Below are 12,620 nucleotides of genomic sequence, written 5' to 3'. Positions count from 1 at the left end.
GGTGGCGGGCGGCTGCGTGGGCCCGCGGCCGCGAGCGGTGCCCCCATCGTGGGGACGGGAGCGGGCCGTCGTGCCGGGATGCCGGCAGGACGCGGGTCGGACGGGGGCGGATTGAGTACCGGGGAGCCCTCGGGCGGGGGTGATCGGCGGGCGGGCGGGGTACCTCATCCGCCCGTCCGCAGCCGGGGCCCGAGCCACGTCGCGGCCACGCGCAGCAGGTCCGCCCGGCCCTCGACGCCGATCTTGCGGTACGTGCTGAAGACGTGGTTCTCGACCGTGCGCACGCTCAGGCTCAGCTCGGCCGCGATCTCGGACGTCCCCAGCCCGACGACGACCTGCCGCAGCACGTCGAGCTCGCGCGGCGACAGCTCCAGGGCGTCCAGGTACGGCGAGAAGACGCCCGGGGCGTGCCGCGCGACGTCGAGCGACGCGGCCCACGCGGCCTCCACCTGCGCGACGGCCTCCGTGGCGAGCCCCCGCTGCTTGAGCACCCGCGCCCGGGCGACGCCCGCCCGGACCTCGTACAGGACCGCGCCGCAGCGCCCGAACCGCGTGGCGGCCTCCGCGAGCGCCGCCTCGTCCTCGTGACCGAGCGCCACGGCGTACTCCACGAGCGCCTCGAGCAGGCCGCCGTCCACGCGGGTACCGAGCTCGGCGACGACCCGGGCCCGCGCGCCGTCGGGCCGGCGCTCGAGGGCCTCGACGGCGAGGAACAGCGCCGCGGTCAGGTACCCGCCCGCGAGGTGCGCGTCCACCGCCGCCCACAGGCCGTCGGCGTCGCCCTCGGTGAGCGCGACGAGCGCCTCCCCGGACGCCATCAGGGGCAGCGGCCCCGCGGGCTGCCGGGTCGCCGCCGCCTGGCGGGCGATGCCCGCCGCGTACGCGTCCTCCCCGCGCCAGAGCGCCGCGAGCACGGCGACCGACAGCAGGCCGACGTGGTAGTGCCGCTGCAGCGTCCCCACGGAGGTCACGGTGAGCGCGGAGGACAGCCAGTCGTCGAGGGCGGCGACGTGCCCCCCGACGGCCATGCCCAGCGCCGTCACGTACGCCAGCGGCCGGAACGAGGCCGGGTCCGACGCGAGCTGCCCGAGGTCGGCCGGCGGGGTCGTCCACGTCGCGGGGTCGGGCTGCTCGGCGGCCAGCACCCGGGCCAGGCCCTCGCACGCCTGGTGGTGCCGGTGGAAGAGCGGCAGCTCCGGCACGGCCGCGGCCAGGAGCGACCGCGCCGCCGCCGTGCGCCCCCGGGCCAGCTCCGTCTCCACCGCGACCCCCCGGCTGGCCTCCGCGTTGAGCGGGCTCCGGTCCTCCGCGGCGGTGGTGCGGGGCGGCTTCGGGACGCGGTCGAGCAGCAGGCCGAGGTGGGCGGCGGTGGCGCGCAGGTAGGCGCCGTGGGACGGCACCGCGAGCTCGGCGTCCGCGAGCACCCGGCGGGCGTCCGCCAGCCGCCGGCGGCCCACGGCCAGGTACACCGCGTACCAGGCCTCCAGCTGCGCCCGGTCCGCGTCGCCCCCGATCTCCCGCGCGGTGCCGCGGTAGACCTCGACCACCTGCTCGTCGACGCCGGGCCCGGTGCGCACCGGCGAGGCGAGCGTCGCCTCGAGCAGCCGGGCGCCCGCCGCCGGGGCCCGGTCCTCGGCCCAGGCCTGCTGCAGCCGGTCGCGGACCTCCTCCCAGTGGTCGGCGAGCCGCGTGCTGACGACCGCCTCCGGGCTGTGCACCCGCGCGCCGCCCGCCGCCCGGAGGGGGTGCGGGACGGCCGGCACCTCGTCGGCGAGCCGCGCCTCGATGTCGAGCCGCAGCGTCGCCGGGCAGTGGGCGACGAGGTGCTCGCCCAGCAGCGGCGGGTACAGGCCCATCGCGCCGCTGCCCGAGCCGTCGAGCGCCCCGACGAGCCCCGCCCGCTGCAGGTCCAGCAGCCGGGCGTCGTCGACGAGCGCCCGCACGCGCCGGACGTCGAGCGGGCCGGCGACGGCCAGCAGCGTCAGCTCCTCGACCGTCCGCGCGTCGAGGCCGGTCAGGTAGCCGTCGAGCGTGTGCGCCAGCTCCGGCGACCACAGCGGGGCGGTCGCGCGCCACACGGCGCCGTCGTACGTGAGCGTGCCCGCGCGCCGGCCGACGGTGACGAGCGCGCGCACCAGCCCGGGCAGGCCGCCCGACTTGGTCGCGAGGCGGGCGACGGTCGACGAGTCGACGGGGCCGCCCAGCAGCTCCTGCGCGCAGGCGTGGACCTCGCCGAAGCGGAGCGGGGCGAGCGGGAGCCGGATCCCCGGCTGCATCCCGGGGAGCACGGCGACCACCGCCTCGTCCCGCTCGGTGCCGAGCCGCCGGGTCACGAGGGTGGGCGCCGGCACGGTGGTGCGCAGCGCGGCGACGACTCCGGCGCTGGCGGCGTCGAGGCCGTCGAGGTCGTCCACCACGACGACCGCCCCCCGCCCGCGGACGCGGGGCCGCAGCGCGGCCAGCACCTCGCCGACGCTCGACGCCCCGCCGCGCGGCAGCTCGAAGCCCGCCGCGGAGATCCCCCCGAGCGGGCGGTCCCGCAGCGCGGGGACCCCCGTCAGACGCAGGACGGGCACGCCCTCGTCGTGGAGCGTCTGCTCGACCAGGTCCGCGACGTGCGAGCGCCCGGAGCCCCGGTGGCCGACGACGTCGACGCTCACGCCCTCGTTCAGGTACCCGACGACGTCCGCGACGACGCCCATCCGCCACCCCCTCTCCCGTCGCGCCGCCCGGAGGGTCGCGGCGCGCTCGCGCGTCTGCGTCATGGTGAGGCGTCCTTCCGTGCGGTGAGTACCCGGGCGCGCACACCGGGGGCGGCGTCACGCAGGGTCGAGGGGCGGTGCGCGCCGTGCCGTCCACGACGGCACCTCCACCGGGGGGCCGGGGGCGCGAACCGGGGGTCGGCGGCGCGCACCCGGTCGGACCCAGGGTGCGGCACCCCGGGACCACGCAACGGCGCCCGCGACGGCTCCGTAGGTGGCGCGCCGGGCATTGGCACGGGCTCCCGCTCAGGACAGGATGGGCTGCGCGACGGTGCTGCTCAGGAGGTGGGCGATGGACCAGACCCTGGACGTGGCGGGCGACGCGCTGCGGTGGCTCGACCTGGGCCGCGACGTGCTGATCCGCGGCGAGGAGGGCTCGGGCCGCACCACCGCGCTCGACGACCTCGTGCGGCGGGCGACCGCCGCGGGCACCCACGTGCTGGTGCTGCGCGCCTCGCACGTGCCCGAGGCGCCACCCCTGACGCCCGTGCTGCTGCACGAGCTCGCGCGGACGCCGCGGTCCGCCGGGCGCACGCCGCTCCCGGAGCTGGTGGACGTCCTCGCCGAGGAGCTCGCCGGGCGCCGCAACGTGCTCGCGGTGGACGACCTGGACCACCTGGACCCCGCGACGCTCGTCGTCGTCGAGGAGCTGCTGCGCCGCACGTCCTGCCTGCTGGCGGCGACCGTGGACTCCGCCGTCCTCGAGGGCCCGGCCCGGCGGACGCTCGCCGGCCGCGCCCCCGCGGAGGTCGCCGTCGCGCCGCTGGGCGAGCCGGGGACCGCCGGACTCCTCGCGGACCGGCTGCAGGGCCCGCCGGCGCTCGCCCTGACCGCCGCGCTGCTCAACCAGTCCGGCGGGCACCCGGCCGTCGCGCTCGCGCTGCTGGACGCCGCCCGGTGGTCCGGCGCGGCGGAGCGCGTCGACGGTGTGTGGGACCTGGTCGGGCCGCTGGAGGACGCCCCGCTCGACGCGGCCGTCCACGCGCTGACCCGTCGCCTGGACCCCGGGCTGGTCGACGCGCTCACGCTGCTGTCGTGGACGGGACCGGTGCCCGCCGCCGACGCCGCGGAGCTGGCCGGGGCGGGCCGGTTCGACGAGCTGCTCGCCCGCGGGCGGCTCACCGCGTCGACCGCCGACCCCGACGGCCTCGTGCTCGTCACCCCGCCGGCGCTCGCCCACGGGCTCGTGCGGCGGCGGACGCCGGCGCAGGCGCGGCACGACGACGCCGTCGTGCGCGCGCACTTCGGCACGGACTACTCGCCGCGACCGCACACGGCGGTCGACCCGGCGGTGCCGGACACGCTCACCTGGCAGCTCGCCGCCGAGAACCCGTCGGCCGCGTGGACGTCCGCGACCGCGGGCCTGCTGCTCGACCGCGTGTCCGTCCAGCGGGCCGCCCGGCGGGCGGCGTGGCGCGAGGCGCCGACCGTGCGGCACGCGGTGGCGCTGCTCGACGCGTTCTCCGGCTCCCCGGACCGCGCCCTGGTCCGGGACGTCCTCGCCCACGTCGAGCGGGGTCCGGACGACGACCCCGCCGACGTCGCGCGGCTGCTCGAGCAGCAGGCGCAGTGGTCGGCCTGGGCGGAGGAGGACGCGGGCGCGCTGGGACGGACCGCCACGCGCCTCGGGCTGCCCGCGGACGCGCGCACGCCGCTCGCGGAGGCGCGGGAGCTGGTGGCCGCCGCGCGGGCGGCGGTCCACGACGGCCGGCCGGAGGAGGCGCTCACGCTGCTCGGGTCGGCGGAGGCGCCCCCGCCGGAGCCCGTGCGCGCCGCCCTCGAGGCGCTGCGGACGGACGCCCTGCTGTTCGACGGCCGCGTCGAGGAGGCGTCGACGTGGGCGCGGACGCACCTGGCGCACGCCGCCGCCGAGCTGGACGCCGTCTCGGTGCGCGCCCACACGTCGACCCTCGCGGGCCTGCAGATCGTGTCGGGCCGCGGGCAGGACGCGTGGCCCTGGCTGAGCGTCGCGCTGCGGCTGGGGCTGCCCGGCCCGTTCGACGACCCGATGCCGCTGCGGGTGGTGCCGCTCGGCGCGGTCGTGCACGCACGCGCGGGCAACCTCCGGTTCGCCCAGCTGCTGCTGCGGGAGCTCGACCACCGCGACGTCGCCGGCGACCCGCTGCTGCGCGCGCTGACGGCCTGGGCGGAGGCCGAGGCGCACTACGCCCGCGGGGAGGTCGAGGCGGGGAACCGGCTGCTGTGGGAGCACGGCCTCGGCGCCGCGGAGGCGGGGCACCTGACCGCCGCGATGGTGTGCTGGTCCTGGATCGCGTGGGTGTACCCGCCGGACCGGCTGCGGGTCGTCCTCGACCGGTTCCCCGCGGACCGGCTCTCCCTCTTCGCGCCGGTCGTGGAGCTGCACCGGGCGCTCAGCGAGGGCCCGGGCGCCGCCGTCGTGGCGGCCGTGGGCGGGCTGCGCTCCACCCTCGGGCCGGCGCAGTCCCGCGTCGTGCTGGACCGGCTCACGGAGCTCCGCGCGCAGGAGGGGCTCCCGCCCCTGACGGCCTCGCAGGTCTCCGAGGCCGCCGGGCGTCCCGCGGGCCACGGCCTCGACCCGTCCGTCGAGCGGACGGCCGCGGGCGCCGACCCGCTGAGCGACCGGGAGCGGGAGGTGGCCCTGCTCGCGCGCGCGGGCCTGAGCAACCGCGAGATCGCCGCGCGGCTGTTCCTCAGCGTCCGGACGGTCGAGAGCCACATGTACCGGGCGCTGCGCAAGCTCGGGCTCGCCGCCCGCACCGACCTCGCCGCGGACTGGGACCCCGACGCGGGCTGACCCGCGTCGGGCACCGGCCGGCGCGGACGGCGCGAACCGCCACGGGCCGGCGTCGTCAGAGGGCCGGTTCGTCCGCCTCCCACGAGGGGCGCTGCGACGGCGGACCGGGCGTGCCCGGCGGGGCCGGCTCGACCGCGGTGCGGTCCCGGCCGCCGCGCTTGGCCGCGTACAGCGCGATGTCCGCGGACGCGAGGGCCGTGGCCGGCGGCGTCCCCGCGTGGATGACGGCGACGCCCGCCGAGAACGTCGTCTCCGCCCCCGACGCGCGCCACTGCTCGCGCACCCGCTCGACCAGGCGGACGGCGTCGCTCGGGTGCGTCTGCGGCAGCACCAGCACGAACTCCTCGCCGCCGAACCGGACCACCATGCCGCGCCGGCCGACGTGCTCGTCCAGCAGCCGGGCGAACGCCACCAGCACCTGGTCGCCGACGACGTGGCCGTGACGGTCGTTCACGAGCTTGAAGTGGTCGAGGTCGCAGATCACCAGGCAGTCCCCGGGCGTCTGGCCGGCGAGCTGCGCGTCGAGCGCCCGGCGGTTGCCGACGTGGGTGAGGGCGTCGGTCTCCGCAGCGGCGCGCAGCGCCAGCTCGTGCCGCAGCGCGATCCTGCTGGCGAACCGGAGCGCGGACGCCGTCGCCAGCCACACGGCCGTGTACGTCAGCAGCCGCATCACGCCCGGGCCGTCGAGGACGGGCAGCAGCGCCAGGTAGGTGCTCCAGCCGAGCGGGACGAGACCCAGCGACCAGCCGAACGGCAGGAACAGGCCGGTGTACACGAACGTGAGACCGACGAGCCCGAGCAGCGCGGTGGACACGGCGTCGCTCGTGAGGCCGACGCTCGTCAGACCGCCCAGGGCGCCGACGGGGAAGCCCGCCACCAGCCACGGGTGCGGGCGGGCCCGGAACGACAGCGCGACGAACGCGAGCTGCGGGAGCGCGACGGCCACCAGGGTCCGCAGCGTCGTGGCGTCGCGGTCGAACAGCACGTAGGCGAGCAGGACGATCGTGCCCGTGACGGCGGTCAGCACCCGGCCGTAGACCATGGCGAGGTAGCGCGGACGGTCGTCCGCGCCCATCCCGGGGTCGCCCTCCAGCTGGAGCGTCACGAGGCGCACACCCGGAGTATCGACACGCGCGGTACGGCGGATGAGCGGATCCGCCGCACCGGCCGACGCGCCGTCACCGCCCGCGACGGGCGCCGCGCCTCCCGGCAGGCCCGGCCGACCCGACGGGAACGGCTCCGCCCCGGGGAGCGCACGCCGAGGCAACTTCGCCGCGAGTGGCCATGGACCCCCCACGTCCGCCCCTGGGAGCGTGCTGCCCGCAGCCGCCCACCACCCGAGGAGAACCGTGCCCCCGCTGCTCGACCACGCCCGCCGCGCACTCGGTGCGGTGCCCCTCAACGTCGGGTTCGCCCGCGCCGCGATGGACGTCGCCGGCGCGGTGCCCTGGGCCGACCGGGAGCACGACCCCCGCGCCTTCCACGTGGTGCACCCGTACGGGATGTCGCTCGTCTGGGGCCCGGCGGTCGGGGAGGCCCGGGACGCGGTCGTCGCGCACCTCGCCGCCCGCCGCGCCGCGGGGCACGAGGAGTGGCTGCAGGTCGACCCGCGGTGGACGGCGCCGGACTGGGACGACGCGCTCGGCGCCGTGCCGCTGGCGGAGGCGGGCGCCCACCCGGCGCGCGGCGCGGTCGTCCGTCACACCCGCCTCAACTTCACGTCCGACCCGGACGCGCACCGCGCGCGGCTCGGCGCGCTGCGCCCCCCGGACGGCTGGCGGGCGCGGCGGGCCACGGCCGAGGACTTCGCGTGGGCCGGGGCGGTGGTGCCGTCGGGGTTCTGGCCCGACGCGGCGAGCTTCCTGGCGCACGGGGGCGGCACGGTGGTGGAGCGGGACGGGCTCACCGGGGCGATCGCCTTCACGTCGTACCGCACGCGCGACGACCTGGAGCTCGGCATCGCGACCGACCCGGCGTACCGGCGGCAGGGGCTGGCCTCGGCCGCGGCGGCGGCGATGCTGGCGGACGTGCTGGACGCCGGGCTCACGCCGGTGTGGTCGTGCCGGGAGGACAACGTCGGCTCGGCGCGGCTCGCGCTGCGCCTGGGGTTCACCCCGTCCACCCGGACGCCCTACTACCACCTCCTGCCGTGGTAGACCGGGAGCCCGGAGGGACGCGCGGGACGACGACGGGCGAGGAGCGGCACGTGGAGCTGGACGGGATCGCGGTGCGCACGCTGCGCGGCGAGGACACGACGTTCGGGGAGCTGACCGGCGGGCGCGTCGCGCTGGTGGTGAACGTGGCGTCGCGGTGCGGCCTGGCGCCGCAGTACGAGCAGCTCGAGGAGCTGCACCGCCGGTACGGCCCGCGCGGGTTCACCGTGGTGGGGGTGCCGAGCAACCAGTTCCTGCAGGAGCTGTCGTCGTCGGACGCCATCGCCGAGTACTGCTCGACGACGTGGGGCGCGACGTTCCCGATGCTCGAGAAGACCCCGGTGAACGGCCGGCACGCGCACCCGCTGTACCGGGCGCTCACGCGGTACCCCGACGACGCGGGCCGCGCCGGGCGGATCACCTGGAACTTCGAGAAGTTCGTCGTCGCGCCGGACGGCCGGGTGCGGCGGTTCCGGCCCCGGGTGCGCCCGGACGCCCCGGAGGTCGTCGCCGCCGTCGAGGAGCTGGTCGGTCCCGGACCGGCCTGACCGCCGCCACGGTCCCCGCCCCGGGTCCCCGCGCGTCCCGACGTCAGCGCGGCGGCCGGGGCAGCGACCGCGGGGCCGGCTCCGTGAACTCCAGGGTGATCCGCAGGTACCGCAGCTCGCGGGAGTCCAGCACCCGGCCCGCACCCGAGTAGTGGATCGTCTCGCCGTCGATGAGCTCGAGCACCGCCATCGGGGCGTCCACGAGCAGCGTGCCCGTGGTGACGTCCTCGATGCGCAGGCTGGCGGCCGTGCCCTCGATCCGCACGGTGTGCCCGCGCACGTCGACGGCGCGCAGCAGGGCCCGGGTCTCGCCGTCGCGGAGCAGGATGCGGGTCGGTCGGAGCACGGGTGTCCCTTCGGCGGTCGGCGGGGCGGTGCGCACCACCCCGTCTCCCGATCGGCAAGCGCTCACCACCGGACCAGGACTTTCGTCCGCGACCTCGGTCACGCCCCGGCGGCGCGACGCGCACCGAGTACCCTGCGTCCAGCGCGTGCGTGGACGACGTGCGGCAGGAGACGGGAGGCTGTCGGCGATGGCTGGCTCGCAGACCGCCCTCCGTGAGGCGAACCGCGCCACCGTCATCGAGACGGTGCGCCGCTACGGCGGCCTGACGCAGGTCGAGCTCGCGGCGGCCACCGGCCTGTCGGCGGCCACCGTGTCGAACATCGTGCGCGAGCTGCAGGGCGCCGGCGCGGTGGACGTCCGCACCACCATCCACAACGGCCGCCGGGCGCAGCTCGTCACGATGGTGCACCGCACGGGCATCGCGGCGGGCGTGCGGATCGGCACCCGGCACATGTCGATCGCGCTGGCCGACTCCGCGCAGCAGGTGCTGGTGGAGCAGACGCTGCCGCTGCCGCACGAGCACCGCGCGGACACGAGCCTGGACCGCGCGGCGCTGCTCGTCGTCGAGCTGCTGGAGCGCGTCGGGTCGTCGCTGGGCGAGCTGCTCGGCATCGGCATCGCGGTGCCCGCGCCGGTGGACGCGGCGACCGGCACCATCTCGGTGCCCGGCATCCTGCGCGGCTGGGACGACGCGCCGGTGGCGCAGGTGATGTCGAAGCGGCTCGGCGTGCCCGTGTTCGTCGACAACGACGCGAACCTCGGCGCGCTCGCGGAGAGCCGGGTCGGCGCCGCGCGGCTCTACCAGGACTCGGTGTACGTGCGGGTCTCGCACGGCACGGGCGCCGGCGTGGTGCTGTCCGGCCGCCTGCACCGCGGGTTCGCCGGGACGGCCGGGGAGATCGGGCACGTGCAGGTGGACGCCGGCGGGGTGGTGTGCCTGTGCGGCAGCCGCGGGTGCCTCAACACGGTGGTCGGGGCGCCAGCGCTGATCGAGGTGCTCCGGGCGAGCCGCGGGCCGCTGACGCTGCGGGACATCGTGACGCTGGCCCTCGACGGCGACCCGGGCTGCCGGCAGGTCGTCGAGGACGCGGGCTCCGCGGTGGGCGCGGTGGTGGCCGGCCTGGCGATCGCGGTCAACCCGCAGTGCGTGGTGGTGGGCGGCGAGCTGGCCGAGACCGGCGAGGTGCTGCTGGGCCCGATGCGCGAGGCGATCCGGCGGCGGGTGCCGCTCAACCACATCGCGCCGCTGGAGGTGGTGGGCGCGGAGCTCGGGCCGCAGGCGGAGGTGATCGGTGCGCTGCTGCTCGTCCTCGAGAACACCCACGAGCTGACGCACTGGTTCGAGCACCAGGACGGAGACTGATCGAGGTGGACGACGCACCGGCGACGGGGCCGGCGGTGATCGAGGAGGTGACGATGGCAGGCACGCAGGCGGCACCGCGCCCCCCTGTGCTCTCGCTGCGGCAGGTCACCAAGCGGTTCGGCGCCGTGGAGGCGCTGACCGGCGTGAACCTGGAGCTGCACGCGCACGAGGTCGTGGCGCTGGTGGGCGACAACGGGGCCGGCAAGTCGACCCTCGCAAAGATCGTGTCCGGGGTGCTGCAACCGGATGCCGGGCTGGTGGAGGTCGCCGGCGAGCCGGTGAGCATCCCGAACCCGGCCGCGGCGCACGCGCTGGGCATCTCGACGGTGTTCCAGGACCTCGCGCTGTGCGAGAACCTCAGCGTGACGGCGAACATCTTCCTGGGCCGGGAGCTGCGCACGTCGCGGGTGGGGCCGATGGACACCGACAGCATGGAGCTCGAGGCGGCGCGGCTGCTGCGGGACCTCACGGTCTCGGTGCCGTCCGTGCGGGTGCCGGTGCGCGAGCTCTCGGCGGGGCAGCGGCAGGCGGTCGCGATCGCGCGGACCCTGACGACCCGGCCGCGGATCCTCGTGCTCGACGAGCCGACCGCCGCGCTGTCGGTGGTGCAGACGGCCGAGGTCCTCATGCTGGTGGAGCGGCTGCGGGCGATGGGGCTCGGCGTGATCCTCATCAGCCACAACCTGGCGGACCTGCGGGCGGTCGCGGACCGCATCGAGGTGCTGCGCCACGGGCGGAACAACGGGTCGTTCGACGCCGGGACGTCGGCGCCGGAGGAGATCATCGGCGCCATCGCGGGGGCGACCCGCGTCATCCGGCCGATGTGGGCCACGCGGTAGGTATTGCCTTCAGAGGTTGTGGGCAATACCGCTGACCTGCGCGTCAGCGGCGCGCCGCGTACCCGCGAGAGGCCCGCTCCCACCCGCCGGGACGCCACACGGGCGGCGATCGTGCGCCGAGACGGCCCCGGCGCGTTGCGATCCGATAACGAAGCGCGCTCCTTGCCTTCAGAGGTTGACGGCTAGGACGCCACCTCCCTAGTGTCCGACGCGGACCACGACCGGCGACGACGCCGGCCCGTGCAGCGAGGCACAGGGAGCAGGAACGATGACGGACACCCCCGTCGTCCTCGAGATGAGGTCGATCACGAAGGTCTTCCCGGGCGTGCGCGCCCTGGACGACGTCTCGATGACGGTGCGCGCGGGCGAGATCCACGCGATCTGCGGCGAGAACGGCGCCGGCAAGTCCACGCTCATGAAGGTCCTGTCCGGCGTCTACCCCTACGGCACCTACGACGGCCAGATCGTCTACCAGGGCGAGGAGGTGCGCTTCAAGGACATCAAGTCCAGCGAGCGCGCGGGCATCGTCATCATCCACCAGGAGCTCGCGCTCATCCCCGAGCTGTCGATCGCGGAGAACATCTTCCTCGGCAACGAGACCACCGGCCGGTTCGGCATCGACTGGGAGACGGCCCGCGAGCGCGCCGCCGAGCTCATGGCCCGCGTCGGCCTGGACGCCTCCCCCGACGAGCAGATCAAGAACCTCGGCGTCGGCAAGCAGCAGCTCGTCGAGATCGCCCGGGCGCTGTCCAAGGACGTGCGGCTGCTGATCCTCGACGAGCCGACCTCCGCCCTCAACGAGGAGGACTCGGCGCACCTGCTGGACCTGCTGCGGGGCCTGCGCTCCAAGGGCATGACCAGCATCATGATCAGCCACAAGCTCAACGAGATCGCGGCCATCGCCGACTCCATCACGATCATCCGCGACGGCCGCACGGTCGAGACGCTCGACGCCGCGGCCGGCGAGGTCGACGAGGACCGCATCATCCGCGGCATGGTCGGGCGGGCCCTGGACCACCGGTTCCCCGAGCACACCCCGCACATCGGGGAGACGTTCTTCGAGGTGAGGGACTGGACCGTCGAGCACCCGCAGGTGCCCGGACGCCTGGTCTGCAAGGGCTCGTCGTTCCACGTCCGGCACGGGGAGATCGTGGGCTTCGCCGGCATCATGGGCGCCGGCCGCACCGAGCTCGCCCGGTCGCTGTTCGGCCGGTCCTACGGGCGCTGGCTCGGCGGGCAGATCACGATCGACGGCGAGCCGGTCGAGCTCCACACCGTGCAGCAGGCCATCGCGCACAAGATCGCCTACGTCCCGGAGGACCGCAAGGTCCAGGGGCTCAACCTGCTCGACACCATCGCCGACACGATCGTGTCCTCCGACCTGCGGCGGGTCACGCGGCGGGGCGTGCTGGACCCGGACGCCGCGTACCTCGCCGCGGAGGAGTACCGGCGCTCGCTCAACGTCAAGGCGCCGTCCGTGCGGGTCGGCGTCGTGAAGCTCTCCGGCGGCAACCAGCAGAAGGTGCTGCTCGGCAAGTGGATGTTCCCCGAGCCCGACCTGCTGATCCTCGACGAGCCGACCCGCGGCGTCGACGTCGGGGCGAAGTACGAGATCTACGGCCTGGTGAACCGGCTGGCGGACGCCGGCAAGGGCGTGGTGGTGATCTCGTCCGAGCTGCCCGAGCTGCTCGGCCTGTGCGACCGCATCTACACGATCTTCGAGGGGCGCATCACCGGCGTCCTCGACCGGTCGGAGGCCACGCAGGAGAACCTCATGCGCCTCATGACGGGCAGCAGCCCGGCTCTCACCTACTGATCACGGCAGAAGGACGG

Annotated in this window: 9 protein-coding genes; 6 read left to right on the top strand and 3 right to left on the bottom strand. The window is 76.3% G+C overall.

Annotated elements, in window-relative coordinates; genetic code table 11:
• Positions 1–164: 164 nt before the first annotated feature.
• Positions 165–2,765: a LuxR family transcriptional regulator gene (locus tag P9841_RS13850; protein WP_283319232.1), complete on the bottom strand. Its 2,601-nt coding sequence runs from the start codon at positions 2,763–2,765 to the stop codon at positions 165–167.
• Between the two features lie 289 nt (positions 2,766–3,054).
• On the opposite strand from P9841_RS13850, the gene P9841_RS13845 reads away from it, so the two are divergent.
• On the top strand, positions 3,055–5,538 hold the full coding sequence (locus P9841_RS13845) for a helix-turn-helix transcriptional regulator (RefSeq protein ID WP_283319231.1): 2,484 nt from the start codon (positions 3,055–3,057) through the stop codon (positions 5,536–5,538).
• A gap of 55 nt (positions 5,539–5,593) precedes the next feature.
• Here P9841_RS13845 and P9841_RS13840 read toward each other — a convergent pair whose 3' ends face one another.
• The gene (locus P9841_RS13840) at positions 5,594–6,652 is read right to left on the bottom strand and encodes a GGDEF domain-containing protein (RefSeq protein ID WP_283319230.1); all 1,059 of its coding nucleotides are present in this window, start codon (positions 6,650–6,652) and stop codon (positions 5,594–5,596) included.
• A 235-nt stretch (positions 6,653–6,887) separates the two neighbouring features.
• Here P9841_RS13840 and P9841_RS13835 point away from each other — a divergent pair, with 235 nt between their 5' ends.
• Complete coding sequence (locus P9841_RS13835; RefSeq protein WP_283319229.1) at positions 6,888–7,694, top strand: GNAT family N-acetyltransferase; 807 nt, start codon at positions 6,888–6,890, stop codon at positions 7,692–7,694.
• 50 nt (positions 7,695–7,744) lie between these two features.
• Positions 7,745–8,239 (top strand): glutathione peroxidase, encoded by a 495-nt coding sequence (locus tag P9841_RS13830; RefSeq protein ID WP_283319228.1) that lies wholly within the window; start codon positions 7,745–7,747, stop codon positions 8,237–8,239.
• Positions 8,240–8,282: 43 nt separating this feature from the next.
• On the opposite strand, the gene P9841_RS13825 is transcribed toward P9841_RS13830, so the two are convergent.
• Positions 8,283–8,585 (bottom strand): hypothetical protein, encoded by a 303-nt coding sequence (locus tag P9841_RS13825; protein ID WP_283319227.1) that lies wholly within the window; start codon positions 8,583–8,585, stop codon positions 8,283–8,285.
• A 187-nt stretch (positions 8,586–8,772) separates the two neighbouring features.
• Between P9841_RS13825 and P9841_RS13820 the strand changes: the two genes are divergently transcribed.
• The 3 genes from P9841_RS13820 (at position 8,773) to mmsA (ending at position 12,603) form a co-directional block, all read left to right on the top strand.
• A complete protein-coding gene (locus tag P9841_RS13820; RefSeq protein WP_283319226.1) occupies positions 8,773–9,948 on the top strand; it encodes an ROK family transcriptional regulator in 1,176 nt (391 codons plus the stop codon).
• 53 nt (positions 9,949–10,001) lie between these two features.
• The gene (locus tag P9841_RS13815) at positions 10,002–10,787 is read left to right on the top strand and encodes an ATP-binding cassette domain-containing protein (protein WP_283321959.1); all 786 of its coding nucleotides are present in this window, start codon (positions 10,002–10,004) and stop codon (positions 10,785–10,787) included.
• A 268-nt stretch (positions 10,788–11,055) separates the two neighbouring features.
• Entirely contained in the window at positions 11,056–12,603 is a 1,548-nt protein-coding gene (mmsA, locus tag P9841_RS13810) for a multiple monosaccharide ABC transporter ATP-binding protein (protein WP_283319225.1), read from the top strand.
• Positions 12,604–12,620 lie beyond the last annotated feature (17 nt).

Source organism: Cellulomonas sp. ES6, from assembly GCF_030053835.1.
Lineage (GTDB): Bacteria > Actinomycetota > Actinomycetes > Actinomycetales > Cellulomonadaceae > Cellulomonas.
The sequence above is the reverse complement of the archived record's forward strand: the minus strand, read 5'-3'. Positions and strand labels throughout refer to the sequence as shown.